Annotated in this window: 29 protein-coding genes; 19 read left to right on the top strand and 10 right to left on the bottom strand. The window is 70.9% G+C overall.

Translation table 11 applies throughout. The features are described 5' to 3' along the window. Positions 1–2,127: SbcC/MukB-like Walker B domain-containing protein (locus tag DW297_RS10310; RefSeq protein WP_136032009.1), on the top strand; the 2,127-nt coding region annotated here is incomplete at its 5' end. A gap of 6 nt (positions 2,128–2,133) precedes the next feature. Here the strand turns inward: DW297_RS10310 and DW297_RS10305 are convergent. Continuing rightward, on the bottom strand, positions 2,134–2,691 hold the full coding sequence (locus DW297_RS10305; RefSeq protein ID WP_136032007.1) for a phosphorylase family protein: 558 nt from the start codon (positions 2,689–2,691) through the stop codon (positions 2,134–2,136). A gap of 109 nt (positions 2,692–2,800) precedes the next feature. Here DW297_RS10305 and nadE point away from each other — a divergent pair, with 109 nt between their 5' ends. The 3 genes from nadE (at position 2,801) to DW297_RS10290 (ending at position 7,988) form a co-directional block, all read left to right on the top strand. Further along, positions 2,801–3,619 carry an ammonia-dependent NAD(+) synthetase gene (gene nadE / locus DW297_RS10300; protein ID WP_136032005.1) on the top strand — a complete coding sequence of 273 codons (819 nt, stop codon included), beginning with the start codon at positions 2,801–2,803 and terminating at the stop codon, positions 3,617–3,619. An 89-nt stretch (positions 3,620–3,708) separates the two neighbouring features. Beyond that, entirely contained in the window at positions 3,709–7,188 is a 3,480-nt protein-coding gene (locus tag DW297_RS10295) for a TM0106 family RecB-like putative nuclease (protein ID WP_136032003.1), read from the top strand. Further along, the gene (locus DW297_RS10290; protein WP_136032001.1) at positions 7,185–7,988 is read left to right on the top strand and encodes a GNAT family N-acetyltransferase; all 804 of its coding nucleotides are present in this window, start codon (positions 7,185–7,187) and stop codon (positions 7,986–7,988) included. Before DW297_RS10295 ends, DW297_RS10290 begins: the two co-directional genes overlap by 4 nt. A gap of 91 nt (positions 7,989–8,079) precedes the next feature. Here DW297_RS10290 and upp read toward each other — a convergent pair whose 3' ends face one another. Continuing rightward, a complete protein-coding gene (gene upp / locus DW297_RS10285) occupies positions 8,080–8,712 on the bottom strand; it encodes a uracil phosphoribosyltransferase (RefSeq protein WP_136032000.1) in 633 nt (210 codons plus the stop codon). 80 nt (positions 8,713–8,792) lie between these two features. Here upp and tadA point away from each other — a divergent pair, with 80 nt between their 5' ends. Next, positions 8,793–9,248, top strand: coding sequence for a tRNA adenosine(34) deaminase TadA (gene tadA, locus DW297_RS10280; protein ID WP_136031998.1), 456 nt, complete (start codon positions 8,793–8,795; stop codon positions 9,246–9,248). A gap of 34 nt (positions 9,249–9,282) precedes the next feature. Here tadA and DW297_RS10275 read toward each other — a convergent pair whose 3' ends face one another. Further along, positions 9,283–10,254, bottom strand: a complete 972-nt coding sequence (locus DW297_RS10275) for a cation diffusion facilitator family transporter (RefSeq protein ID WP_136031996.1) — start codon at positions 10,252–10,254, stop codon at positions 9,283–9,285. 59 nt (positions 10,255–10,313) lie between these two features. Here DW297_RS10275 and proC point away from each other — a divergent pair, with 59 nt between their 5' ends. Beyond that, the gene (proC, locus tag DW297_RS10270) at positions 10,314–11,153 is read left to right on the top strand and encodes a pyrroline-5-carboxylate reductase (protein ID WP_136031994.1); all 840 of its coding nucleotides are present in this window, start codon (positions 10,314–10,316) and stop codon (positions 11,151–11,153) included. A 1-nt stretch (position 11,154) separates the two neighbouring features. Continuing rightward, on the top strand, positions 11,155–11,442 hold the full coding sequence (locus DW297_RS10265) for a DUF1905 domain-containing protein (protein ID WP_136031991.1): 288 nt from the start codon (positions 11,155–11,157) through the stop codon (positions 11,440–11,442). 12 nt (positions 11,443–11,454) lie between these two features. On the opposite strand, the gene DW297_RS10260 is transcribed toward DW297_RS10265, so the two are convergent. The 4 genes from DW297_RS10260 to DW297_RS10245 all read right to left on the bottom strand — a co-directional run bounded on the left by DW297_RS10260 (position 11,455) and on the right by DW297_RS10245 (position 15,969). Further along, a complete protein-coding gene (locus tag DW297_RS10260) occupies positions 11,455–13,047 on the bottom strand; it encodes a hypothetical protein (RefSeq protein WP_136031989.1) in 1,593 nt (530 codons plus the stop codon). Continuing rightward, a complete protein-coding gene (locus DW297_RS10255) occupies positions 13,029–13,805 on the bottom strand; it encodes an ABC transporter ATP-binding protein (RefSeq protein WP_136031987.1) in 777 nt (258 codons plus the stop codon). Before DW297_RS10255 ends, DW297_RS10260 begins: the two co-directional genes overlap by 19 nt. Positions 13,806–13,874: 69 nt before the next feature. After that, entirely contained in the window at positions 13,875–14,546 is a 672-nt protein-coding gene (locus DW297_RS10250) for a potassium channel family protein (protein ID WP_136031985.1), read from the bottom strand. Further along, a complete protein-coding gene (locus DW297_RS10245) occupies positions 14,539–15,969 on the bottom strand; it encodes a TrkH family potassium uptake protein (protein WP_136031982.1) in 1,431 nt (476 codons plus the stop codon). The genes DW297_RS10250 and DW297_RS10245 overlap by 8 nt, the downstream gene beginning before the upstream one ends. A gap of 92 nt (positions 15,970–16,061) precedes the next feature. Between DW297_RS10245 and DW297_RS10240 the strand changes: the two genes are divergently transcribed. Next, on the top strand, positions 16,062–16,475 hold the full coding sequence (locus DW297_RS10240; RefSeq protein ID WP_136031980.1) for an ArsR/SmtB family transcription factor: 414 nt from the start codon (positions 16,062–16,064) through the stop codon (positions 16,473–16,475). Between the two features lie 186 nt (positions 16,476–16,661). Here the strand turns inward: DW297_RS10240 and DW297_RS10235 are convergent, their stop codons facing one another. Together DW297_RS10235 and DW297_RS10230 are read right to left on the bottom strand one after the other, a co-directional pair. Then, positions 16,662–17,486 carry an ABC transporter permease gene (locus DW297_RS10235; protein WP_240744584.1) on the bottom strand — a complete coding sequence of 275 codons (825 nt, stop codon included), beginning with the start codon at positions 17,484–17,486 and terminating at the stop codon, positions 16,662–16,664. After that, a complete protein-coding gene (locus DW297_RS10230) occupies positions 17,483–18,409 on the bottom strand; it encodes an ATP-binding cassette domain-containing protein (protein WP_168442840.1) in 927 nt (308 codons plus the stop codon). Before DW297_RS10230 ends, DW297_RS10235 begins: the two co-directional genes overlap by 4 nt. 101 nt (positions 18,410–18,510) lie before the next feature. On the opposite strand from DW297_RS10230, the gene DW297_RS10225 reads away from it, so the two are divergent. From DW297_RS10225 to DW297_RS19245, 11 genes are all read left to right on the top strand, one after another. Further along, positions 18,511–19,443, top strand: coding sequence for a TetR/AcrR family transcriptional regulator (locus DW297_RS10225; RefSeq protein WP_136031978.1), 933 nt, complete (start codon positions 18,511–18,513; stop codon positions 19,441–19,443). A 37-nt stretch (positions 19,444–19,480) separates the two neighbouring features. Then, complete coding sequence (locus DW297_RS10220) at positions 19,481–20,410, top strand: cyclase family protein (protein ID WP_136031976.1); 930 nt, start codon at positions 19,481–19,483, stop codon at positions 20,408–20,410. Positions 20,411–20,485: 75 nt separating this feature from the next. Further along, entirely contained in the window at positions 20,486–20,677 is a 192-nt protein-coding gene (locus tag DW297_RS10215) for a helix-turn-helix domain-containing protein (protein ID WP_116242548.1), read from the top strand. 118 nt (positions 20,678–20,795) lie between these two features. Beyond that, on the top strand, positions 20,796–20,894 hold the full coding sequence (locus DW297_RS10210) for a 30S ribosomal protein bS22 (protein WP_003792170.1): 99 nt from the start codon (positions 20,796–20,798) through the stop codon (positions 20,892–20,894). A 75-nt stretch (positions 20,895–20,969) separates the two neighbouring features. Then, on the top strand, positions 20,970–21,272 hold the full coding sequence (locus DW297_RS10205) for a rhodanese-like domain-containing protein (RefSeq protein ID WP_136031974.1): 303 nt from the start codon (positions 20,970–20,972) through the stop codon (positions 21,270–21,272). Further along, the gene (locus tag DW297_RS10200) at positions 21,269–21,565 is read left to right on the top strand and encodes a glutaredoxin family protein (protein WP_136031972.1); all 297 of its coding nucleotides are present in this window, start codon (positions 21,269–21,271) and stop codon (positions 21,563–21,565) included. Before DW297_RS10205 ends, DW297_RS10200 begins: the two co-directional genes overlap by 4 nt. Further along, positions 21,562–21,864 carry a Dabb family protein gene (locus DW297_RS10195; protein WP_136031970.1) on the top strand — a complete coding sequence of 101 codons (303 nt, stop codon included), beginning with the start codon at positions 21,562–21,564 and terminating at the stop codon, positions 21,862–21,864. The genes DW297_RS10200 and DW297_RS10195 overlap by 4 nt, the downstream gene beginning before the upstream one ends. A 143-nt stretch (positions 21,865–22,007) precedes the next feature. Beyond that, positions 22,008–22,820, top strand: coding sequence for a basic amino acid ABC transporter substrate-binding protein (locus tag DW297_RS10190; RefSeq protein ID WP_136031969.1), 813 nt, complete (start codon positions 22,008–22,010; stop codon positions 22,818–22,820). A 34-nt stretch (positions 22,821–22,854) separates the two neighbouring features. Beyond that, positions 22,855–23,652 (top strand): amino acid ABC transporter permease, encoded by a 798-nt coding sequence (locus DW297_RS10185; protein WP_136031967.1) that lies wholly within the window; start codon positions 22,855–22,857, stop codon positions 23,650–23,652. Further along, a complete protein-coding gene (locus DW297_RS10180) occupies positions 23,649–24,404 on the top strand; it encodes an amino acid ABC transporter ATP-binding protein (RefSeq protein WP_136031965.1) in 756 nt (251 codons plus the stop codon). Before DW297_RS10185 ends, DW297_RS10180 begins: the two co-directional genes overlap by 4 nt. Before the next feature lie 271 nt (positions 24,405–24,675). Next, positions 24,676–25,350, top strand: a complete 675-nt coding sequence (locus DW297_RS19245; protein WP_240744583.1) for a hypothetical protein — start codon at positions 24,676–24,678, stop codon at positions 25,348–25,350. Positions 25,351–25,423: 73 nt separating this feature from the next. On the opposite strand, the gene DW297_RS10170 is transcribed toward DW297_RS19245, so the two are convergent. Beyond that, positions 25,424–26,112 (bottom strand): ABC transporter ATP-binding protein (locus tag DW297_RS10170; protein WP_136031962.1); only part of this gene is annotated, 689 nt, incomplete at its 5' end.

Genomic DNA, 26,112 nt, shown 5'->3' with positions numbered 1-26,112 from the left:
CGGCGGGAGGATCGCCGTGCCCAGGTCGAGCGCGACAGGGCACGCGCGGCCCTCGCCCGCCTCGACGCCGAGGAGCCCCGGATCGCGGAGGCCAGGGTCGAGCTCGGGAACGCACGTGCCGCTGAGGCGCTGCGACCGACCATCGCGGCCGCGGCTCGCGCGCGGGAGGCCCTGGCGGAGGCTGTTGCAGGCGAATCGCGCGCCGCGGAGGAGTGGACGGCGTACGGCATCGAGGTGGACGACCTGGAGGCGTGGGTCACCGAGCGCCTGCGCGAGATCGGCGGGTGGGAACGCGCGGTCGTGCTGGAGCGGCACGCGACCGAGCGCGACGCCGAGCAGCGGGCCGCGGAGGCCGATGCGGCCTCGGCGCAGGCGCGGGTCGAGACGGCCGAGACCGAGCGCGACGCCCTTCCGGTCCAGCTCGCCGAGGTGGAGGCGGAGCGTGCCGCCGCCAGAGACCTCGCCGCGGGGCGACCGGGGCGGGAGGCCGCACTGCTCGCCGCGAAGGACCGGTGGGATGCCGCCAGGACGGCCGAGCGTCTCGCCGCGGCATGCGACGCAGCGGAGGCCGAGCTCGCACGGGTGACCTCGGAGCACGCAACGGCGCAGTCCCGGCTCGCGCAGCTGCGCCAGCGCCGCATGGACGGGATGGCGGGGGAGCTCGCCACGGCCCTGGTGGAGGGTGAGGCCTGCGCCGTCTGCGGCTCGACGGAGCATCCCGCGCCGGCCACCCACACCGACCCCGTCTCGGTCGACGACATCGCCCTGGCCGAGTCCGCCCGGGACGTGGCGGCGGCGGGGGAGCGCGCCGCCGGCGACACGTGCGCCGGGCTCCGTGCCGAGCTCGCGGCCGCGACGGCGAGGGCCGACGGACGCGATCCTGAGCGCGCCGAGCGCGAGTACCGGACCGCCGAGGACGAGCACACCGCCGCGGTCGAGGCGGAGCAGCGAGCGGCAGAGCTCGAGGCCGTGCGCGCCGATCTTCTGGCTCGGAAGGAGCGTCAGGACTCCGAGGTCGCGACGGCCGCAGCGGCGCTGGCCCAGGCGCGCGAGCACCTGGCGCTGCTGGTGCAACGGAACGGCGACGCGGACGAGCAGATCGCGCAGGCCCGTGGCGACGCGGGATCGGTCGCCGAGCGGATCGCCGAGACCACCGCCCGCACCGAGGTCGCCCGGCGGCTGGCGGACGCGCGCGCGGAGCGCTCTCGTCGAGAGAGGGCGGTCGTCGAGGCCGACCGGGAGCGCGATGCCGCGCTGCTCGCGTCGGTGTTCGCCGAGGTCTCGGATGCGGAGGAGGCTCTCCGCTCGTCGGCGGAGCAGGAGGCGCTCGACGCCCGCATCACTCAGCACACGGTGCAGCGGGAGAAGGAACGGGAGATCCTGTTCGACCTCGAGCTGAAGACGCTGCCCGAGGAGCCGATCGACACCGCGGCCGCAGAACGCGTGTCGAGCGAGGCCCGGGCGCTCTGGTCGGCCGCCGTCGACGCCGCGACCGTCGCCGCTGGAGACGCCGCCCGGTTGTCCGGACTCCTCGCCGCGGCCGGGGACGAGCACGCGCGCACGGCCGAGGACGCGGCGGAGTTCGAGGTGCTGAAGAACCTCGCCGACACGATCGCCGGGCGCGGCGCGAACACCCGCAAGATGACGCTCGAGACCTTCGTGCTCGCCGCGGAGCTGGAGGAGATCGTCGAGGCGGCCAACCGTCGCCTGCACGACATGTCGGAGGGGCGTTACCAGCTGCGCCACTCCGACGCACTGGCGGCGCGAGGGGCCGCGTCGGGCCTCGGGATCGTGGTGGCCGACGCCTTCACCGGCCAGACCCGACCTCCGCAGTCGCTGTCCGGCGGCGAGACGTTCCTCACGTCGCTCGCCCTCGCGCTCGGACTCGCCGAGGTCGTCACAGCGCGCGCCGGAGGGATCCGCCTCGACACGCTGTTCATCGACGAGGGCTTCGGCTCGCTCGACGGCGACACGCTCGACATCGCCATGCGCACACTCGACGAACTGCGCCAGGGCGGTCGCACGGTGGGGGTGATCAGTCACGTGGAGGCCATGCAGGAGCAGATCCCCGCACAGCTCACCGTGCGGGCGCTGGCGAACGGTCCGAGCGTGATCGAGGCGCGCTGACGCGGGTCAGACCCCGTACTCGGCGCGGATGACGTCGCGCAGCTGGACGCTGCACCGCGCGACCGCGGCGCGCCAGTCGGTGAGGGCGCCGTCCTCGGCCTGATCGGAGACGGCACGGAACGCGCGGATCGGCACCCCGAACTGCCCGGCCACCCAGATGTACGCGTAGGTCTCCATGTCGACGAGGGCGGCACCGGTGGGCCGGATGACCGCGGTCACCTCGGCGTCCTCCACGAAGTGGTCTCCGGTCGCGATCAGCACGCCGTCACGGCCGGTGCTCACGCGTGCGGGTAGCGAAACGTGCTGGCCGGAGACGCCGTCGAGGTCGGTCACGTCGTGCTGGAATGCGGAGCCGATCTCGTGGACGGTGGCCTCGAGCCCCGGCTCGATGGCCCCCGCCGTTCCGACGACGACGACCTCGTCGTAGCGCCGGGCGTCGAGGGCGCGGGTGAGCGCGTAGGTGGCCTGCAGCTTGCCGGGGCCGGTGACCAGCCGGTCGAAGCCGTCGAGCTCGTCGGGGAAGGCGGACAGTTCGGACGCGAGCGCGGCGACGAGGAGTTTCACTGCCTCATTCTCTCAGGTCTCGGCTGGATGCCGCGTGCGAGCGCCGCGCCGCCGCCCCGCCGCTGCGCGGAGGGAGGATACTGGGGCCAGGCGAAGAGCGGAGGATCACGTGTCGTTGCAGAAGCAGATCGCGGAAGACCTGGGTGTCCGGCCCGACATCGACCCCGAGTCGGAGGTGGAGCGGAGGGTCGGCTTCCTCGCGGACTACCTGCGCACGACGGGTGCCAGGGGGTACGTGCTCGGCATCTCCGGCGGTCAGGACTCGACCCTCGCCGGCCGGCTCGCGCAGCTCGCGGTCGAGCGCGTGCGGGCCGAAGGGGGCGAGGCCACGTTCCTGGCGGTACGGCTGCCCTATCGCGTGCAGCACGACGCGGACGATGCGCAGGCCGCGCTCGACTACATCGCCCCGGACTCCTCGGTCGAGGTGAACATCCAGAACGGCGTCGACGGCGTGGAGCGCGACATCGAGGCGGCGGTCTCCGGCGACATCACCGACTTCAACCGCGGCAACATCAAGGCGCGACTGCGCATGGTGACGCAGTACGCCCTCGCGGGACACGACGGCCTGATCGTGATCGGCACCGACCACGCGGCCGAGGCCGTGACGGGGTTCTACACGAAGTTCGGCGACGGCGCCGCGGACGTGCTGCCGCTGTCGGGCCTCACGAAGCGACAGGGCCGGTCGCTGCTGCAGTTCCTCGACGCGCCCGACCGGCTGGCGCTCAAGGTGCCGACGGCCGACCTCCTCGATGGCCAGCCCGGACGAGCCGACGAGGACGAGCTGGGGCTGACGTACGAGCAGATCGACGCGTTCCTGGAGGGGGAGGACGTCGACCCTGACGTCGCCGGTCGCATCGAGTCGCGCTACCTCGCGACCCAGCACAAGCGCCACCTCCCCGTCACTCCCGACGACACCTGGTGGCGCTGAGGCGTCGAGGGAAGGGCGCGGTCGCGCTCGCTTTCGCCCGTGTCGGATGCCGCGGATAGTGTCGAAGCATCCGAGAGAACGGGAGAATCGTGCGGATCGACACGGAGGCGCAGCGGGTCGTCTGGAGCGCGAGCGACCTCAAGGCGGCGGCGGAGTGCGAGTTCGCCTGGTGTCGAGCGATCGACGCGAAGCTCGGCCGCGTGCCGGTGGTCGAGGAGCCGGAGGATGCGACGCTGCAGCGGGCCGCGCAGCTGGGAGACGTGCACGAGCAGAACGTGCTCGACCGGTACCTGAGCGAGCTCGGGCCGGAGCGGGTGCACCGCGTCGACAAGATCCGCTCGAACGATCCTGAAGCTCTGGCCGCGGCCGTCGGCGAGACGATCGAGGCCCTGCGCTCCGACGCGCTGGTGGTGTTCCAGGCGGCGTTCGCGACGGAGGACTTCGTCGGCTTCGCGGACTTCCTGCGCAAAGACGCCGACGGGCGGTGGCGCGTGCAGGACTCCAAGCTGGCGCGGAAAGCCCGCGTCACGGCGCTCATGCAGCTCGCGGCATATGTCGATCAGCTCGATCGCCTCGGCATCCCCCGGGCAGACGAGGTCGACCTCATCCTGGGCGACCACAGCGTCAGCACGCACGCGGTTGACGATCTGCTGCCGCTGTTCCGGGTGCGTCGGGCGCGGCTGCGCGCGCTCATCGCGGATCGGGCCGTGGCCGAGGGGCAGGAGGGAGAGCCGCTGGCGTGGGGCGACGACCGCGGCGATCTCCGCATCGTGGCGTGCGGACGCTGTGCGACGTGCGAGGAGCAGGTGATCGCCCACCGCGACCTGCTGATGGTCGCGCGGATGCGGCCCGTCCAGCGCGCGCGGCTGCGCGCGGCGGGCATCGAGACGATCGACGACCTGGCCGCGGCGTCCGGGGCCCCGGAGGGCATGAACGTCGACACGTTCGAGAACCTCCGGTCGCAGGCGAAGCTCCAGCTCCGCGCCGATGCCGAGGGCGCACCGACGTACGACGTGCACTACGCCGCTGCGATCCACACGCTGCCGGTACCGAGCCACGGCGACATCTTCTTCGACTTCGAGGGAGACCCGCTGTACACCGAACCCGCGCCAGACGGAGAGTCGGAGTGGGGCATCGACTACCTGTTCGGGTGGGTCGACAACGCCGATCAGTACACCGCGCTGTGGGCGCACACGTTCGCCGAGGAGCGCCGGGCGCTGGAGACGTTCCTCGATTTCGTGAAGCTCCGCAGGGCCGCGCACCCGGGCATGCACATCTACCACTACGCGCCGTACGAGACGTCGCACCTGGTCGCGATGGCCGCCCGCCACGGAGTCCGCGAGGGCGAGGTGGACCGGTTGCTGCGCGAGGGCGTGTTCGTCGATCTGTATCCGCTGGTGCTGCGCACGGTCCGCGTGGGGTCGCGCTCCTACTCGATCAAGAAGCTCGAGCCGCTCTACATGGGCGACGACGTGCGCACGAGCGACGTGCAGAAGGGCGACGACTCGATCGTGCAGTACGTGGCCGCGCGGGAGCTGGCGGCGGCGGGCGCGCAGGCGGAGGCCGACGCGGTGTTCGCCGACCTCGCCGACTACAACCGCTACGACTGCGTGTCGACGAGGCGGCTGCGCAACTGGCTGATCGAGATCGCGCGCCGAGAGGGGGTGACGCCGGCGCCTCCGGACGACGCCGACGAGGTGATCTACGAGCCGTCGCCTCGCTCGCTGGCCCTGCTCGGTGATGCCGAGAGGGACGTGGAGGCCGGCGGCGACGGGCTCGTGCATCGGATCGCGGCGGCGGCGATCGACTACTTCCCCCGGGAGGCGAAGAGCTTCTGGGTGTCGCACTTCCAGCGACTCCGCGAGCCGGTGACCATGTGGGACGGCACGCGCGACGTGGTCAAGGTCGATGCGCCATCCTCGCGCGTGCGGAGCGACTGGAGCATCGGCGAGGGCCGGAGGGTCATGTCGCGCGAGGTCGAGATCCGGGGTGAGGTGTCACCGGGCACGACCCTCGGCCCCGGCGCTCAGCCGTTCGCGCTGTACGACGCGCCGGCGCCGTTCGACACCGAGGTGCCGTCGCGTGCCGTGCACGTGCCGCACACCGTGAGCGTGCGGGAGGTGCTCGACGACGGCTATCTGATCGTCGAGTCGGCGGTGCAGGGGCAGACGTGGGACGAGCTGCCGGTCGCCCTCACCCCGGCCGCGCCCCCGCGGGTGGTGTCGCTGCAACAGGCGATCGACGAGTGGGCCGATGCGGTGCATGCGGCCGCCCCGGGGTTCCCCGACGATGCGGCGACCGACATCATCCGGCGGCGCCCGCCTCGCACGGTCTCCGGGGCTCCGCTGCCGGAGCCGGGGAGCGACACGATCGAGGCGATCGTCCGCGGGGTCCTCGACCTCGATCGCAGCTACCTCGCCGTGCAGGGCCCTCCCGGTACGGGCAAGACGTACACGGGATCGCGGGTCATCGCGCGTCTGGTGAACGAGCACGGCTTCCGGGTCGGCGTGGTGGCGCAGTCGCACGCCATCATCGAGACGCTGTTGGAGCGGATCGTGGCCGACGGCGTCGCGCCCGCTCAGGTCGCGAAGGCCCCGAAAGACGACAGCGGCGATCCCTCGTACACCGTCATCCCCAAGAACGGCATGGCGGCGTTCCTCGCCGAGCACGAGCATGAGGGGGCCGTGGTCGGCGGGACGGCGTGGGACTTCAGCAACACGCAGCGCGTGGCGCGCGGGGGCCTCGACCTCCTGGTGATCGATGAGGCGGGACAGTTCTCGCTCGCGTCGACGATCGCGGTCGCAGCCGGAGCACAACGGCTGCTTCTCCTGGGCGATCCGCAGCAGCTTCCGCAGGTGAGTCAGGGGGCGCACCCCGAGCCGGTCGACACGTCCGCGCTCGGATGGGTGATGGACGGCGATCCCGTCGTGCGACCGGAGTACGGCTACTTCCTGGCGCAGTCGTGGCGCATGCATCCGTTCGTGGCCGCCCCGGTGTCGCAGCTCGCGTACGCCGGCAAGCTCGCGTCCGCGCCAGGTACGGAGCGGCGGTCGATCGAGGGCGTCGACCCGGGGCTGCACATCGTCCCCCTGCGCCATCGCGGCAACGCGACCCAGTCGCCCGAGGAGGCTGCGGAGGTCGTCCGCATCGTGCGGGACCTGGTCGGTCGCCCCTTCCGCGACAACGATCCGGCGGGCTCCGCGCGGCCGCTCACCCCGGCGGACATCATCGTGGTCGCGCCGTACAACGCCCAGCGTCAGCTGGTGCACGACGCGCTCGAGGCGGCGGGCTTCGGTGAGGTGCCGGTGGGCACGGTCGACAACTTCCAGGGCAAGGAGGCCGTGGTCTCCATCACCTCACTCGCGGCGTCGAGCGGCCGCGACGCGCCCCGGGGGCCGGAGTTCCTGCTGCTGCAGAACCGGCTGAACGTCGCGATCTCGCGCGCCCAGGTGCTGGCCTACCTCATCCACTCGCCCGCGCTGCTCGACGATCTGCCCTACACGCCCGAGGGCGTCGCGCGGCTGAGCGCCTTCGCGCGGCTCGTGGGTGCGGCGGAGGAGGACTCATGACGCCGACCGATGCGCGGCCGAGTGCCGACGGCATACCCGCGGCAGAAGACGTCCTCCGTGCCGCCGCCGGGTGGGCGTGGTTCCCGCGGGGAAGCGAGCACGTCCGCGACGACCTGCTCCTCGTGCGCTACCCGGAGCGCTTCGGGGGCGGGGTGCGCGGCTCGCAGGTGTCGTCGACGCGTTCCGCCGCGGAGGTCGTGGAGCGGGCGCTGGAGCGCGTGGAGGCCTGGGGCGAGACCGTCTTCACGTTCTGGACAAACCCGGCCGACGAGCCCGACCTCGAAGAGGAGCTGGTGCGCCGCGGGGCCGAGCACGTCGACACCGTCACGGTGTTCGCCCGTCCGACGACTGAGGGCGCGGTCGATGTACCGCCGGGCGTGTCGGCCGAGGTCGTGCGCACGGTCGACCAGCTTCGGGAGGTGGATGAGATCAACGTCCCCGTCTGGGAGCAACGGCCGCTCGACGGCGACGGGCTTCGCGCCGAGTTCGCGGAGCTGACGGCCGCCCTCGATGCGGGCACCGGGTTCCGGGTGCTGGGTCGCATCGACGGTCGCGCGGTGAGCACGGGCGGGTGCACGATCGTCGACGGGTTCACGCGACTGTGGGGTGCGGCGACCCTCGACGGCGACCGAGGGCGTGGTGCCTATCGGGCCGTGCTCGCGGAGCGGCTGCGGGAGAGCGCGGCGCGCGGTGCGGCGACCGCGCTGGTCAAGGGCCGCGTCGCGACCTCGGCGCCGATCCTCGCCAGGGCCGGATTCACGCGGTACGGAGACGAGCGCGCGTACCGCCTGACGCGCTGACGCGGTGACCCGTCACGCGTTGCCGTGCTGCCGCGCTGCCGTGCTCACGCGCTGACGTAGCCTCGGGCCGCCCGGGGTCGGGCCGGGCGGGTCAGACGGTGCCGTACAGGCGGTCGCCCGCGTCGCCGAGGCCGGGCACGATGTAGCCCTTCTCGTTCAGGCGTTCGTCGAGGGCACCCAGCACCAGGGTCACATCGCGGTCGCCGGCCATCGCCTCGATCGCGGCGACGCCCTCGGGGGTGCCGAGCAGGCAGATGGCCGTGACGTCTTTCGCGCCGCGGTCGAACAGGAACTGGATGGCCGCGGCCAGCGACCCGCCGGTTGCGAGCATCGGGTCGATCGCGAAGCACTGCCGGTCGCTGAGGTCGTCCGGCAGCCGCTCGGCGTAGGTGGTGGGCTCGAACGTCTCCTCGTCGCGGACCATGCCGAGGAAGCCGACCTCGGCGGTCGGGAGCAGCTTCACGAGGCCTTCGAGCATGCCGAGGCCGGCGCGCAGGATGGGGACGACGATGGGGCGCGGCTCGGAGATCTTGACGCCCGTGGTGGTGGTGACCGGGGTCGTGATCTCCACCGGCGACACCTTCACGTTGCGCGTGGCCTCGTACGCCAGGAGGGTCACGAGCTCCTCCGTCAGCTGCCGGAACACGGGCGACGGGGTGCGCGCGTCGCGCAGCACCGAGAGCTTGTGGGTGATGAGGGGGTGGTCGGCGACGTGAACACGCATGGATACAGGCTAATGCGCCGCGACCGCGCGCACGACATCGGTCCTGCGGGGCGCAGCTGGCGCTGCCGTAGGCTCGACGCATGACCGCCGCCGACCGCACTGCGATGCAGCGCGCGCTCGTGCTGGCCGCGGAGGCCGCCGCAGACGCCGAGATCCCGGTGGGCGCCGTGGTGCTCGACGCCCAGGGGCGGATGCTCGCGGAGGGCCGCAACACGCGGGAGACCACGCACGACCCGACCGGTCACGCCGAGGTCGTGGCCCTGCGGGCGGCCGCGGCGGCGCTCGGCTCGTGGAACCTCGACGGCTGCACGCTCGTGGTGACGCTGGAGCCGTGTCTCATGTGCGCCGGCGCGATCCTGCAGGCGCGCGTCGGGCGCGTGGTGTTCGGCGCGTGGGACGACAAGGCGGGTGCGGCCGGGTCGATGTACGACGTGCTGCGGGACCGGCGTCTTCCCTACCGTGCGGAGGTCATCGGCGGGGTCGACGAAGAGGCGTCCACCGCGCTGCTGCGTGACTTCTTCGCGCAGCGGCGGTGACTGCCGGGTCGGATCACTGCGCGACCGCCGCGCCTCAGTCCGAGGACTTGAGCACGAACACGTCCGTCGAGGGCTCCGGGTCGATCGCGGGGCGGTACACGTCGGGCTCGATGTAGACGACGCGCGCCACCGGAACGGCCTCGCGGATGCGGCTCTCGATCGCGTCGATGTCGTCGGCGACCTCGCGCAGGGGCTTGTCGGCGTTGAGGGCGATCTTCGCGGCGACCATGAGCTCGTCCGGCCCGAGGTACAGGGTCTTCAGGTGGATGATCTTCTCGATCTCCGGGCCGTCCGTGATCGCGTCCACGATGCGGTCCTCGTCGGCCTGCGTGGCTCCCTCGCCCACCAGGAGGCTCTTCGTCTCGACGCCGAGCACGATCGCGATCAGCACCAGCAGCACGCCGATCATGACGGTGCCGAGCGCATCGAAGAGGGGGTTGCCGGTGAGGAGGGTGAGGCCCACGCCGAGCAGCGCGAACGTCAGACCGGTCAGGGCGCCGACGTCCTCGAGCAGCACGACCGGAAGCTCGGGGGCCTTGGCGCGTCGCACGAACGACCGCCACGACTGGCCCCGGTCGCGCACGAGGTTGCTCTCCTTCACGGCGGTGCGCAGCGAGAACGACTCCAGGCCGATCGCGATCAGCAGCACGACGAGAGGCAGCCACCACCAGGTCTTGTCGAGCTCGTGGGGGTTCGTGAGCTTCTCGACGCCCTCGTAGATGGCGAAGAGGCCGCCGACCGAGAACAGGATGATCGAGACGACGAAGGCGTACACGTAGCGTTCGCGTCCATAGCCGAACGGGTGCGCTCGGTCGGCTCGGCGCTGGGCCTTGCGTCCGCCGAGCATGAGGAGGAGCTGGTTGCCCGAGTCGGCGACCGAGTGGATGGCCTCCGCGAGCATGGAGGCGGAGCCGGAGAGGGCCCACGCGAGGAACTTCGCGAGAGCGATGCCCAGGTTCGCCAGGAACGCCGCGACGATGGCCTTGCTTCCTCCGGATGCACTCATGCGTCGAGTCTAGAACCGCCGGTCGGGGGACGCCGGAGCGCCCGCCGTAGGATGACCACATGGCTGACTCGCTTCCCTCCCTCGCGTTCCTCGGTGCCGGTTCGATGGGCGGGGCGATCCTCCGCGGCGTGCTCGCATCGGGCGTCCCGGTCGACGGCGGGATCACCGCGACGAACCGCACGACGGAGAAGGCGGCGTCGTTCGATGGGCTCGACGGGGTGACCAGCATCGCGCTGTCCGAGCGGCCGGAGGGCAACGCCGAGGCGGTGTCCGGCGCCCGGATCGTGCTGGTGGGCGTCAAGCCCGCGATGGTGCCGGAGCTGCTGCGCGAGATCGCTCCGCACCTGACCGCCGACACGATCGTCGTCAGCCTCGCCGCCGGGGTCACCCTGCAGACGTTCGCCGACCACCTGGGCACCGGAGCGCGCGTGATCCGGTCGATGCCGAACACGCCGTCGACCGTCCGCAAGGGCGTGACCGGCCTCGCCGCCGGGGCTGCGGCGACCGCGGACGACGTGGCGCTCGTGCGACGCCTGTTCGAGACGGTCGGCGCGGTGATCGAGGTGCCGGAGTCGCAGATCGACGCGCTGTCCACGATCTCCGGCTCGGGCCCCGCGTACGTGTTCCTCCTGATCGAGGAGGTCACCACGGCGGCCATCGGGATGGGGTTCACCGAGGCGGATGCGCGGCTCATGGTCGAGCAGACCTTCATCGGTGCGACCGCCCTGCTCGACGCGTCGGGCGAAGACCCGGCCGAGCTGCGGCGCCGTGTGACCAGTCCCAAGGGCACCACCGAGCGCGCCGTCGCCGTGCTGCAGGATGCACACCTCGACCGGACCTTCGCCGAGGCCGCCGCGGCCGCGCTCGCCCGCGCGAAGGAGCTCGCGGCGGGGGCGTGACATGCGGCTGCGGGTCGAGGGGGAGATCTGGTTCTGGCGCGGGCCGGCGCCGTTCCACTTCGTCACGGTGCCGCCGGTCGAGAGCGCGATGATCCACGATGTCGCCGCCGTCGTCACCTATGGCTGGGGCATGATCCCCGCGACGGTGACGATCGGCGGCACGACCGTGACCACCGCGCTGTGGCCGAAGGACGGCGGCTACATCGTGCCGATCAAGAAGGTGCTGCAGGATCGGGAGGGGCTCGGCGTGGGCGACGTGGTCGAGGTCGTCCTCGACATCGACGCCTGACCCGCGCGGGGCTCAGCTCTCGCTCGACACCTCCGCGAGCACCTCCGGCCAGCGCCGTTCGAGCGTCTTGCCGCCCAGCACGGTCCCGCCCCACACGGCGGCGGTCCCGATCACGACCGCGCACGCCAGACTCACCCAGCCCAGCGGCGGCATCCAGATCGCGGCGATCCCGAAGCCCAGAGCCGGGCCGCCCAGGATCAGCGTGATCGGCGACATGATCAGCATCGCGAGGAAGGACTGTGCGCCGCCCGCCGATCCGCGACCGAACGGGTTCGCCTCGGGAGCGGGAGCGCGACCGGGGAGGAACGCGCCCACCCACGCGCCCGCGCCGGCCGACACCGCCATCAGGCCGAGCGCCGCGCCGAGGCTCGCGGGCAGCAGGTCCGGTCGTCCGGCGACCAGGCACGTCGCCACGCACAGGGCGATCGTGACCGGGAGGCCGATCAGCCCGAAGCCGAGCAGCCGTCCCGCCCGGTCTGCGGTGCCGCTGACACCGGTCAGGATGTGCAGGGCGACCGCGTCGTTGTCGTAGGCGATGGCCAGCTGCACGATGCTCCCCGCGAGGAGAGCGTTGATGGCCGGGATCAGCACGATGGCGGGAGCGAGTCCCACGGACTCCTCCCGCAGGCCGTTCATCACGGCGAGACCGAGGAAGATCGCGGGCAGGATCAGCAGCATCACCACATTGACGACCTGGCGCGGGTCGCGGCGGAAGTAGTGGAACGTGCGGCCCGCGATCGCACCGACCGGTCCCGCCGGCAGCATCCGGTCGAGCAGGCCGCCCGAGCGGACCCGGCCGCCCCCGCTGGACACGAGGGGTGCCGTGAGGCGGGCGTCGAGGTGGACGCGGGCCGCGGCCCAGAGGAGCACGACCGTGCCGACGGCGATGAGCAGCCGGAGCAGTGCGACCCCCACCGCCCCCTGCGCGAGCGCCGCAGGAACCCCGAACACGGCGGCGACCGGGGTCCAGGCGGCGACCTCGGCCACGGTGGCGAACGCCCCGCCGACGTCGTGCACGGTCGTCAGCGCCTGGAGCCCGATGTTCAGCAGCAGTCCGGACGACGCCAGCAGCACGACACCCACCGTGAGCACGAGGTCGCGGGTGCGGCGCCGGGCGAGCCACTTCCCGAGCAGCCCGCTCACGACGCGGGCGCCCAGCACGCAGGTCGCCAGGGCCACCGGGATGAGGACGAACGCGGCGAGCAGGGCGAGCACGTCGACCGACCAGCCGAGGAGCATCAGCAGCAGGGCGAGTGCGGTGCCGATGCCGCCGATCGTGGTGACGCCCGCGACCACGAGCCCCGGGAGCATCCGCTTCGCCGTGACCGGCAGCAGGGCGAACCGGTCGGGCGCCAGGGCGTCGTCGCCGCTCACGAGGATCGACCCGATCCACCAGCCGAGCACGATCACGGCTCCCGTCAGCACGAGCGCGGTCACGGCGGCGTCTGGCGCACCGATCCGCAGCAGCACGACCCCCACCGTCAGGGTCGCGAGGATGCCGACGGCCAGGAGGCCGACCACGACGAGCGTGACGATCATCCACGGGTTGCGCGCGAGCTGGTGACCGAGCTGACGCAGCCGCAGGCCTACGAGGAGCGCAACCACGCGAGCGTCTCCGTTCCCAGGTCGTGGGCACCGACGAGCGACAGGAAGCGCTGCTGCAGCGTCATCCCGGCTCGGACCTCGTCGAGTTCTCCGTGCGCCAGCAGCCGCCCCTCGGCGACGATCGCGACGCGGTCGCACATCGACTCGACCAGCTCCATGACGTGACTGGACAGCACCACCGTGCCGCCGCTGTCGACGAAGGCGCGCAGGATCTGCCGGATGGTCTGACCCGACACCGGGTCGACGGCCTCCAGCGGTTCGTCCAGCAGCAGCAGCCGCGGCGCGTGGATCAGCGCGCACGCCAGGCCGATCTTCTTGCGCATGCCGGCGGAATAGTCCACGACGAGGGTGTCGCGGTCGTCGCCGAGGCCCAGCGCGTCGAGCAGCTCGCCGGTGCGGGTGTGCACCTCGGCCTCGGGCATGCCGCGGAGCAGGCCGGTGTAGCGCAGCAGCTCGGCGCCGGTGAGGCGGTCGAGCATGCGGATCCCGTCGGGCAGCACGCCCATGAGCGCCTTGGCCCGGGCCGGGTCCTGCCAGACGTCGTGTCCGAGCACCCACGCCGAGCCCGCGTCCGGACGCAGCAGCCCCGTCGTCATCGCCAGCGTGGTGGTCTTGCCCGCACCGTTCGGGCCGAGCAGGCCGAGCATCGATCCGGCGGGGACGTCGAGCGAGAGGCCGTCGACGGCGACCTTCTGGCCGAACTGCTTGCGGAGCCCGCGGAGGGCGAGCACGGGAGGGGCCGGGGCGTGGTCGGTCATGGCCCCCATCCCATCACGCGGGAGTCGAGGGACGCATCCACCGCGAGGGGGAGTCGGGATGTGGCCCGGTCAGCGGTCCAGGGCGGCGAAGCGCTCGATATCGCTGTTGGTGCCCGACACGATGATGAGGTCGTGGTTGGTGACGATGGTGTTCGCCTCGGCGTAGCGGAACGGCTTGCCGGGGCTCTTCACGCCGACGACGGTGACCTTGTACTTCGAGCGCACGCCGGACTCGTTCAGGCCGACGCCGCGGATGAACTTCGGCGGGTACATCTTGGCGAGCACGAAGTCGTCGTCGAAGCGGATGAAGTCGAGCATGCGACCGCTCACCAGGTGGGCGACGCGCTCGCCGGCCTCGCGCTCGGGATAGATCACGTGGTTGGCGCCGACGCGGGCGAGGATCTTGCCGTGCGACTGGGAGACGGCCTTGGCCCAGATCTGCGGGACCTTGAGGTCGACGAGGTTCGCGGTGATGAGTACGGATGCCTCGATCGAGGAGCCGACCGCGACGACCGCGACCTGGAAGTCCTGGGCGCCGATCTGGCGCAGGGCGTCGATGTTCCTGGCATCGGCCTGCACGGTGTGGGTGACACGCTCCGACCACTTCTGCACGAGCTCGAGATTGTCGTCGATCGCGAGGACCTCGCGGTCGAGACGGTCGAGCTCACCGGCGCACGCCGCACCGAACCGGCCGAGGCCGATGACGAGGACGGGGGCGTCTCCGCGCAGGACTTCAACCAACGATCGGCCTTTCCACCGGCAGTGAGTAGTACTGCGTTCGCGACGTCGCGGCGACTGCCGCGGCGAGAGTCACTGTACCAACGCGCCCCATGAAGATGGTCGCGGCCATGACGTACGAGGCGGAATCCGGCAGCTCGCCGGTCAGGCCCGTCGAGAGGCCGACGGTGCCGAACGCGGAGATGACGTCGAACAGCACGTGGCTGATGTCGGCCTTCGTGATCTGCGCGATCACGATGGTCGACAGGGCCACGATGGTCGCTCCCCACGCGACGACGCTGAGGGCGACGCGCTGCACGTCGCTCGGGATGCGCCGCCCGAAGGCCTCGACCGACTGGCGTCCCTTCGCCTCCGACCACACCGCGATCGCGAGCACGGCGAGGGTGGTCACCTTGATGCCTCCCGCGGTCGACGCGGAGCCGCCGCCGACGAACATGAGCATGCTCGCCGCGAGCAGGGAGGAGCCGTTGAGATCGTCCATCTCGATCACGTTGAAGCCGCCGGAGCGCGTCATCGCGGAGAGGAAGAACGCCTGGAAGGTCGTGTCGGCGGCGTCCATCGACCCGAACGTCTTCGGGTTGTCGTACTCGAGGATGAGGAACGCGGCGGCACCGACCACGAACAGCAGCACGGTGGTGACGATCGTGAGCTTGGAGTGCAGCGACCACCGCTTCACGTGCCACACGTGTTTGGCGAGCGTGTAGATCACGGGGAAGCCGATGCTGCCGAGGAAGACCCCCACCATGAGCAGGAACAGCACGAGGTAGTCGTCGGCGAACACCGCGACGCCGCCGTCGTTGGGGGCGAAGCCGGTGTTGGTGAACGCCATGGCGGCGAAGTAGGGCGCCTCCCACAGTGCGGCGATCGGGTCGACCTTGGCCATCACCAGGGCCGGGTAGAGGAGCGCGGCGAGGGAGGCCTCGATGATGAGGGCGGAGACGGCGACCGTGGTGAGGAGCTGCCCGACCTCGCCCAGCCGCACCGTCTGGCTCTCGTTCACGACGCCGCCGTGCGCGCGCAGCGGGTTCGTGTCGCCCGCGGCCATGAGCTTGGCGCGCAACCCGAGGCGCTTGGAGATGAGCATGCCCATCAGCGAGGCGAGGGTCAGCACGCCCAGCGCACCGATGTTCACGCCGATGAACACCAGGACGTGCCCGAACGGCGACCAGTGGTTGGCCATGTCCACGGTCGCCAGACCCGTGACGCAGATCGTGGAGACGGCGGTGAAGAGGGCGTCGCTCAGCGGCGTGACGGTGCGGTCGGCCGATGCGATCGGCAGCGAGAAGAGGACGGTGAAGACGAGGATCAGCAGCGCGAACACGGAGATCGCGAACCGCGACGGCGACGACGTGATGAGGTGCTTGAAGCGCCCGCCCGACCCCGGGAACCGCTGTCGGGGCGACGACGCCGAAACGATGCCCGACATCGCTGCCCCCTCGTTCGAATCCATCCGTGCACGACGCCGCCCGCCGAGCCCTCGTCATGGTACTCCGTGCCGGGGGCGACTACCCTGATGCCATGACGGACATCTTCGACGTGATCGCAGACGGTACGAGGCGCGACATCCTCCAGCTCCTGCTCCGGCGAACGTCCGAAGGCGAGTCCGGCACCAGCGTGAGCCAGATCGTGGCCGACCTGGGGATCAGCCAGCCCACCGTCTCCAAGCACCTCAAGGTGCTGCGCGATGCCGAGCTCGTGACCGTGCGCGAGGACGGGCAGCGTCGGTTCTACAGCCTCGCCGTCGAGCCGCTCGAGGTCGTCGACGACTGGCTGGTCCCGTTCCTCGTCGACGCTTACGGTGACGCGGCCCCGGACATCGCCTACCCGGGTGGTCTTCCCGATGGTGCGGCACACGCCGCCGAGGTGGTCGGACGCGCGGCCGCATCGGCCAAGCACGTGGTGACCACGGCGCTCAAGCGGCTCGGCGCCTGACGCGCGCGCAGCCGCGCCGGAACGGACATCGCCCCTGACGACCGGGGGGCATGTCGTCAGGGGCGATCCACGGACCCCAGCTCCGCAACGGACTCGGCGGTGCCGGCACAAGTCCTGCATCGACAGTGCCAGAGCTGTCTGGGCGACCGGCGAGCGGCGGCTATGCGCGGGCTGGACGGGACGGGCTCAGCGGCGGCCCGCCTTGCGGCGGAACAGCCACGCGCCCCACACGACGGCGACGCCGAGGATCACCACGCACCACAGCACCGCCCACCACGGCTGCGTTCCGGCGTCGGTGCCGAGGAGCAGGCTGCGGATGGTCTCGACGATCGGGGTGATGGGCTGGTGCGCGGCGACCGGCTGCAGCCACTCCGGCATGCTCGCCACCGGCACGAACGCGCTGGACAGGTAGGGCAGGAACAGCAGCACGAAGCCGTAGCCGTTGGCGCCCTCGGGGCTGCCGGCGGCGAGGCCGATCGCCGCGAACAGGTACGTGATCGCGAGGATGTAGAGCGTGATCAGCCCGCCCAGCGCGATCCAGTCGCCCGGCGACGCGGTCGGGCGGAACCCGACCAGCACCCCGACGCCGATGACGATGGCCGTCGCGACCAGGTTGCGCAGGACGCTCGCCACCACGTGCCCGGTGAGCACGGCTCCGGCGCGCAGCGGCATGGTGCGGAACCGGTCGATGATGCCGGAGCGCATGTCGTTCGCGACATACACCGCCGTGGAGGACGCCCCGAACCCCGCGCACGTGAGGATGATGCCCGGCACGACGTAGTCGACGTAGGCGCCGGAGGGGTCGATCGCCCCGCCGAACACCCACGTGAACATGAGCATGAGCATGACGGGCAGCATGATCGCCATGAGCAGTGATTCGCCGTCGCGCAGCGAGTGCCGCAGGCTGCGTCCGACGAAGACGGCTTCGGCCGTCAGCCCGCGCAGGCGCGGTCGAGGCGTCGGCGTGGGGGAGGCGTGCGGGGGCATGGGGGTGGTGACCGCGGTGTTCATGCGAGCTCCTCGAGGGTGCGTGAGCCGGCGTCGGCCGGCTCTCCGGATACAGGCCGGCCCGCGGGGGACGACGTGACCGCCAGGAACACGTCGTCGAGGGTGGGCCGTCGGAGCGTGACGACGCCGTCGTCCCCCTCCGCGTCGAGCCGATCGAGGGCGCGCCGCAGCCCGGCGACCGTGCCGTCGGTCGGGATCTCGCGCCGCAGCTCTCCCCGGCTGTCGTGGAGCTCGACCGTGTCGCCGCCGATACGCGCCTTGAGCTCGGCGGCGGTGCCCAGCGCCGCGATCCGGCCGTCGTGCAGGACGGCGATCCGGTCGGCGAGCTGATCCGCCTCCTCCAGGTACTGGGTGGTGAGGAACACCGTCGTGCCGGCACCCGCGACCGTGCGGATGATGTCCCACAGGTCGCGGCGGCTACGGGTGTCGAGCCCGGTGGTGGGCTCGTCGAGGAACAGCACTTCCGGGGTCACGACGAAGCTGAGCGCCAGGTCGAGGCGACGGCGCATGCCGCCGGAGTAGGTGCGCACGGCGCGGGACGCCGCGTCGGTCAGCGCGAACCGGGCGATGAGGTCTTCGGCGCGGCGCCGCGCGGCCGCCCGCCCCAGTCCCGAGAGGCGCGCGAACATGACGACGTTCTCGGTACCGGTGAGGGCGTCGTCCACGGCGGCCGCCTGCCCGGTGAGGCTGATGCGCCGGCGCACCTCGTCGGGATGCGAGCGCACATCCCACCCCGCCACGGTCGCCGATCCCGCATCCGCGGCGGTGAGGGTGGTGAGGATGTTGATGGTCGTCGTCTTGCCCGCGCCGTTCGGTCCGAGCAGAGCGAAGACCTCGCCGCGGGCGACCTCGAAGGCGAGGTCGTCGACCGCGGGCTTCGGCCCGAAGGCCTTGCGCAGGTCGCGCACCTGGATGGCTGTCTCCATCAGAATCCCTTTCTGTGTATCGCGAAAACTGTGTATGGGCAACGCAATTGTGTATGACGGTAACACACTGTTTATGAAATAAACAGAAGTAGGATGGGCGGATGACCGACATCGAGCCTCCCGAGCTCCCCCGGGGCATCGCCCTCGCCTGGGGCGTCGCGGCGAATCCCCAGCGCGGGCCGAAGCGGGAGATGAGTGTCGAGAAGATCGTGGAAGCCGCGGTGGAACTCGCCGACGGCGAGGGCATCGGCGCCGTCTCCATGGCAGCGGTGGCCGCCCGGCTCGGCTTCACCCCCATGTCGCTGTACCGCTACGTCTCCGCGAAGGACGACCTCCTGCTGCTCATGCAGGAGGAGGCGACCGGACTCCCTCCGGAGAGCCACCTCGAGGTCGAGGGCTGGCGCGCGCGGCTGCTCGCGCTGTACGAGGCCCAGATCCTCGTCTACCTGCGCCACCCGTGGATCCTGTCGTTGCCGATCTCGGGTTCGCCGATCACCCCCAACAGCTCCGCCTGGCTGGACGCCAGTCTCGCCGCGCTCGATGACACACCGCTCACCGCGGACGAGCGGATGGCCGTCGCCCTCGCGATCACCGGCCACGCTCGCTGGTGCGGCATCGTGCAGGCGGGGTACTCGGAGCAGTCCCGCTCCTCCGGTCTCTCCGCCGAAGAGGTGGCGATGCGGGAGGCGTCGCTGTTCGACCGGGTGATCTCGGCCGAGGAGTTCCCCGCGCTCCGCCGGGCGATCGAGGACGGCGTGTTCCTGTCGCCGGCCGATCCGTTCCGCTTCGCCGTGGAGCGCACGCTCGACGGTGTCGCGGCCTACCTCGACGGTCTCGATCGCGGGGAGCAGCACCGGGTCTCCGAGGAGTGGGTCGCCCTCGATGCGGCGGAGCTCGCCGGGGACAAGCGCCTCAAGGAGGCGCAGAAGGCCAGCCGTGATGCCGAGAAGGCGCTGCGCGCGGCGCGCAAGCTCGAGCGTCAGGCTCTTCGCGAGGCGCGCGAACGGGTGGCGAAGGCCAGGAAGTCCGGCTGAGCGACCCCGGCGCCGCGCCGGATGGGCAGGATGGGGGATGACGACCGCTCCGCACCGCGCTCACTTCGATTTCTCGATCACGTTCGCCAACGGCGGCGGCATGCACGGGGAGGGGTTCCGCCTCGACCTTCCCCGGGAAGACCTCTCGGCCGAGGAGATCGGCACCCTGCTCGTCCGTCACCTGGGACTGGCGCTCGTCGACGAGGTGCACCTCCGCGACCTGCGCATCGTCGAGGAGCCGCATCGCGGAAGCCGCGGAGTCGAGGCACCGAGCGGCGGTGAGGCCGAGGACCGCATCGTGGATCTCAGCCACCCCATCGAGGCCGGGATGATCACCTATCCCGGGCTGCCGGCGCCGACCATCGCCCCGTTCCTCACGCGCGCCGCATCCCGGGAGCGCTACGCGCCGGGGACCGAGTTCGCGATGGACGTGATCACGATGATCGGCAACACCGGCACCTACCTCGACGCCCCCTGGCACCGCTACGGCGACGGCGACGATCTCGCCGCACTCGACCTGCGCACCCTGGTCGGCCTCCCCGCCGAGGTCTTCCACCTGCGCGATGCCTGGTCGCCCGAGCGCCGCGGCATCCGTGCGGCGACCCTGGCGGACCGCGACCTGCGGGGCTCGGCGGTCCTCCTCGACACGGGGTGGAGCAGGCTCTTCGGCACGCCCGACTATGCGGAGGGGGCGCCGTACCTCACGGAGGACGGCGCCCGCTTCCTGGTCGAGGCGGGGGTGCGCCTGGTCGGGATCGACTCGCTCAACATCGACGACACCGAGAGCGGCGGAGAGCGTCCGGCGCACAGCATCCTCCTCGCCGCCGGCGTGCACGTGGTCGAGCACCTCAGGGATCTCGACGCGGTGCCCTCGCGGGGTGCCCGCTTCACCGCGGCCCCGCCCGCGATCCGCGGGTTCGGCACCTTCCCGGTGCGGGCGTTCGCCACGGTGCCCGCGTCCCACTGATCACACGAGTCACGTGGGTTTACACGCGTCCCAGGAAACCCATAGAGTGTGCACATCGAGAAAGGGGTACGTGGGATGCCCGAGGTTCCAGATGTCCGATTCCTGACGGTGGCCGAGGTCGCTGAGCTCATGCGCGTGTCCAAGATGACCGTGTACCGGCTCGTGCACTCCGGAGAGCTGCCCGCCATCCGCTTCGGCCGCAGCTACCGCGTCCCGGAGTCGGCCGTGGCCGAGGCGCTGCAGCGACCGATCGCCGACGCGGGTTGATCCGCAGGGCGGCGCGAGGCGGCCCGCGGGTTTGCTAGGATGATCCGAGGCATTTTTTCGTGCCCGTACCCGGGTGTCCGATTCGGCGACACCCAGCCCCTGACTTAGTGAGGTTTCCGTGGGTTCTGTCATCAAGAAGCGCCGCAAGCGCATGGCGAAGAAGAAGCACCGCAAGCTGCTTCGCAAGACTCGCCACCAGCGCCGCAACAAGAAGTAAGCGGCCAGACACCGAGCGCCTGTCTTCGGACGGGCGCTTTGTGTCTCTGCCGTGCCGCACCGCCGAGAGGATGTCATGAAGTCGATCACCGTCGCCGAGCTCGCCGAGCGCTCCGGTACCCCGCTCATCGATGTCCGGGAGGTGCACGAGTTCGCGGCCGGCCACGTTCCGGGCGCGGTGAACATCCCGATGTCCGAGATCGGCAACCGTCTCGACGAACTGCCCGCCGAGTCCTTCGACGTGATCTGTCAGGCCGGCGGCCGTTCGGCTCGCGTGGTCGAGGCGCTCGAGGCGCGCGGCTATGACGCGACGAACGTCGAGGGCGGCACGGGCGAGTGGATCGCGCAGGGTCGCCAGGTCGAGGTGCCGTCGGCGTGACCACGCTCACCCTGATCGGCAAGCCCGACTGCCATCTGTGCGACGTGGCCTCCGAGGTCGTCGACGCCGTGGTCGCCGAGCTACCCGACGCCGCCGCCGAGCGGATCGAGATCGTCGAGGCGTCGATCGCCGAAGACCCCGCGCTGTACGAGCAGTGGTGGGAGAAGATCCCGGTGGTGCTGATCGACGGCCGCCTGCACGCCCACTGGCGCGTCTCGCCCGACCGCCTGCGCGAGGCGCTGGAGGAAGCCGTGAGCGCCGACGCCCTCACCGATCAGGAGACACCCCGATGACCATCCGCCATGTCGTGGCCTGGAAGCTCGCCGCCGACGATGCGCAGACCCGCGCGGACCAGGCGGCCGAGGTCGCCCGCCGGCTGAACGCGCTCGACGGCATCGTTCCCCAGCTGCGCAGCATCTGGGCGGGCGCGAACGACGTCTACCCTGACGCCAACTGGGACGTGACGCTCGTCGCGGAGTTCGACTCCGTCGAGGCTCTGGAGCAGTACCAGGTGCACCCTGCGCACGAGGAGGTCGCCGGATACATCCGTTCCGTCGTCTCCGGTCGTGTGGCCGTCGACGTCGAGGTGTGAGACCGGGTGCCGCGCGGGGAGGCACCGAAACACAAACGTAATGCGGTCGTCTGCCCGTGTCATTGGTCACGCGACGAGCCGCATGTTTAGATGATCTCCTACCCGTCCGCGGGCGCACCCGCCCCCGAACCCCAGGAGTCGACATGCCTCGTCGTACCCTCTTCGCCGGTCTCGCACTCGTGGCCACCGCCACGTTCGCGCTCGCCGGATGCGCCACCGGATCGACCGACGCGGGCAGCAGCGACGCTCCCGCGGCCGGCGACGACTACGGTCTGATCGAGGCGGGCACCCTCTCTGTCTGCTCCGACATCCCCTACCCGCCGTTCGAGTTCCAGGGCGACGATGGAGAGTACACGGGCTTCGACATCGACCTGCTGGGCGCGATCGCGAAGCAGCTCGACCTGAAGCTCTCGGTGCAGGATGTGGGCTTCGAAGCTCTGCAGTCCGGGACCACCTTGGCGGCCGGTACGTGCGACGTCGGCGCCTCGGCCATGACGATCACCGAGGAGCGCAAGGCCAACATCGACTTCTCCGACCCGTACTACGACTCGCTGCAGTCGCTCCTGGTGCGCACCGACTCGGGCATCGAGTCGATCGACGACCTCGACGGGAAGAACGTGGGCGTGCAGCAGGGCACGACGGGTGAGTCCTACGCCGGGGAGAACGCGAAGGGCGCTCAGCTCGTGCAGTACCCGTCGGACGGCGAGCTGTGGCCGGCCATGCAGGCCGGGCAGATCGACGCGATCCTGCAGGACCAGCCGGTGAACCTCGAGCACGAGAAGGCCGACTCCGCCTACAAGATCGTGGAAACGTACGAGACCGACGAGTCCTACGGCTTCGCGTTCGCGAAGGGCGAGAAGGATGCTCTTCTCGAGGCGGTCAACGGCGCACTGAAGGACCTCCGCGACAGCGGCGAGTACCAGAAGATCTACGACGAGTACTTCACGGCCAACTGAAGACGGAACTGAGTCGGTCGGGAGGACCTTGACAATGGCGTTGAGGCGCACCACGAAGAAGAAGCTGTACCGCTACACCGTCTATGCGGTGCTGATCGCTCTCGTCATCTGGGCGGCGATCAGCACCGACTGGGCGCGGATCGCCACGATGTACTTCAACCCGGAGATCGCGGCGAAGATGCTCCCGGGGATCATCACCACCGCGCTCGTGAACACCCTGTGGTTCACCGCCGTGGCGTTCGTGGGCGGTTTGCTGCTCGGCGTGGTCCTCGCGCTGATGAAGCTGTCGGAGATCGGGCCGTTCCGCTGGATCGCGACGTGCTGGATCGAACTGTTCCGCGGACTCCCGGCGATCCTCACGATCTTCGCGATCGCCTACATCGTGCCGATCGGCATGGGTATCCCCGGTACGAAGCTCGGCGGGCCGGTAGTCCTCGGGCTGATCGGTCTGATCCTCGTGGCATCGGCGTACATGGCCGAGACCATTCGCGCCGGCCTGCAGGCGGTGCCGAAGGGGCAGACCGAGGCGGCCCGCTCGCTCGGCATGTCGCCCATGAAGACGACGTTCTGGATCGTGGTGCCGCAGGGCTTCCGCATCATCATCCCGCCGCTGACGAACGAGTTCGTGCTGCTGCTGAAGGACACCTCGCTGCTGTTCGTGGCCGGGTCGTTCATCTGGTCGAAGGAGCTCACGACGTTCGCCCGCGACGCCAGTACGCAGAACGCCAACGGGACGCCGCTGATCATGGCCGCGATCCTGTACCTGATCGTGACGATCCCCCTCACGCGGTTCAGCGCGTGGCTGGAGCGACGGATGGCGAGGAGCCGATGACCACCGATCTGATCGACGTCCACGCGCCCGCGATCGACATCCAGGGGCTCGTGAAGACGTTCGGAGACAACGAGGTGCTCAAGGGCATCGACCTCACGGTCACGGCCGGCGAGGTCGTCTGCGTGATCGGCCCGTCCGGCTCGGGCAAGTCCACGCTGCTGCGCTCGGTGAACCTGCTGGAGGAGCCCACCGGCGGCAAGGTGCTGATCGAGGGGATCGACATCACCGACCCCGACGTCGACATCGACCGCGTGCGCACCCGCATCGGCATGGTGTTCCAGAGCTTCAACCTGTTCCCGCACCTGAGCGTGCTCGGCAACCTGACGATCGCGCAGCAGCGGGTGAAGAAGCGGTCGAAGGCGGAGTCCGAGAAGGTCGCGCACGCGATGCTCGAGCGGGTGGGCCTGGCCGAGAAGGCGGGCGCCTACCCCGGTCACTTGTCGGGCGGGCAGCAGCAGCGCGTCGCGATCGCCCGAGCGCTGTGCATGAACCCCGACATGATGCTCTTCGACGAGCCCACCTCCGCGCTCGACCCCGAGCTGGTCGGCGAGGTGCTGTCGGTCATGCGGTCGCTCGCCGACGAGGGCATGACGATGCTGGTCGTGACCCACGAGATGGGCTTCGCGCGTGAGGTCGGCTCGCGGCTGATCTTCATGGACGGCGGTCACATCGTCGAGGAGGGCGACCCGCACGAGGTGCTCGCCGATCCGCAGCACCAGCGCACCAGGGACTTCCTGTCCCGCGTGCTCTGAAGCACCGACGAACGAACCCCCTGCCGCCGGGATGGCGACAGGGGGTTCGTTCTTCTCACCGCGGTCCCTCGGCTGCGACGACCTCCGCGGGGAGGCCGGAGACGCGCTACCGATATACAACGCGGGGGAGGGGCGTTCGGAGGCGCGGATCCGGAGGTTCGCCGGGTATCGTGTGCAGGTCGATCGCTGGGGCGGTCGACGGAATCTGGGGACAAGTCGGCGGCGATCCAGGACGGATCGGCGACGACTCGTGGTGACACAAGGGGGACCGATGGCTGTCTTCGGCCGTCGTCGACGTGAGATCGACGTTGCGAGCACACGCGCGGAATCGGCCGACGCCGCCGCGCCCGATGACGACGCGCTCCGCGCGCTCGAGGACCTGTTCTCGACACTCCCGCCACCGCCTCCGCGCCCCGCGCTGCGCGCGCACGCACTCGTCGATCGCGACGCGGGCCCGGCGCTCCTTCCGACCCTCACGCCCGGCGGCGACGACCCGATCGCACCGACCCCGGGCACACCCCTCATCGAGCGGGACACCTCGCTCGACCGCACCCGTACAGAACCTCAGGGAGAACGAATGGCACAACTGGAACAGTCCGTGCAGGAGCTTCTGACGATCGACGGCGCCGTGGGCGTCGCGATCGCGGACTCCGCGTCCGGCATGGCTCTCGCGCAGGGCGGTCACCCCGCCTTCGACCTCGGTGTCGCCGCGGCCGGGAACTCCAATGTCGTCCGCGCGAAGCTGCAGACGATGAAGGAGCTCGGCATCGCCAGTCGGATCGACGACATCCTCATCACGCTCGACGACCAGTACCACCTGATCAATGTGCTCAGCAGCAGCGGCACCGAAGGACTCTTCGTCTACCTGGTGCTCGACAAGGCGAAGGCGAACCTGGCGCTCGCCCGCCACAAGCTCGCCACCGTCGCCGGGCAGATCACCATCTGACCTGGAAACCGAACGGAGACCCTGCGGCCAGACGGCCGCGGGGTCTCCGACGTTCCAGGTGGACCTCCGCCGCTCAGCCGCGCGGATGGACCACCACGGGCTCCGGGTCGACCGCGATGCGGACGCGGTCGCCGAACGCGGGGTGCACACCCGGCGCGTGCTGCACGCGGACGAGCTCGCCCGACTCCGTGCGCACCAGCGTGCGGCGCATGCTGCCGAGGAACGTGCTCTCCTCCACCAGCGCATCGGTCGCCGCGTCCGCCTCCGACGCGAAGTGCACGTTCTCCGGTCGCAGGTACACGTCGACCGGGCCGTCGGCCGGCGTCTGCAACGGCAGGCGCTGCCCCCACACCACGACGTGGTCGCCCTCCGCGACACCGGACACCACGCTCGACAGCCCGACGAACGCGGCGACCCCCGCCGTGGACGGAGCGGTGTACAGCTCCTCCGGGGTGCCGATCTGCTCGATGCGCCCCGCGTTCATCACGGCGATGCGGTCGGACACCGCCAGCGCCTCCTCCTGGTCGTGCGTGACGAAGACCGTGGTGATGCCCAGTCGGAGCTGGAGGCGGCGGATCTCGTCGCGCAGCTGCACGCGCACCTTCGCGTCGAGCGCCGACAGGGGCTCGTCCAGCAGCAGCACCCGGGGCTCGGTGACCAGCGCCCGCGCGAGGGCGACCCGCTGCTGCTGCCCACCCGACAACTGGTGCGGGAAGCGACAGCACGGAGACCTCCGCCGAGTCGCCGTTGCAGGAGCTCGAT

The sequence above is a fragment of the Microbacterium sp. PF5 genome (assembly GCF_004794315.1).
GTDB classification, from domain to species: Bacteria; Actinomycetota; Actinomycetes; order Actinomycetales; family Microbacteriaceae; genus Microbacterium; species Microbacterium sufflavum.
This window is presented reverse-complemented; position numbering and strand designations above follow the sequence as displayed.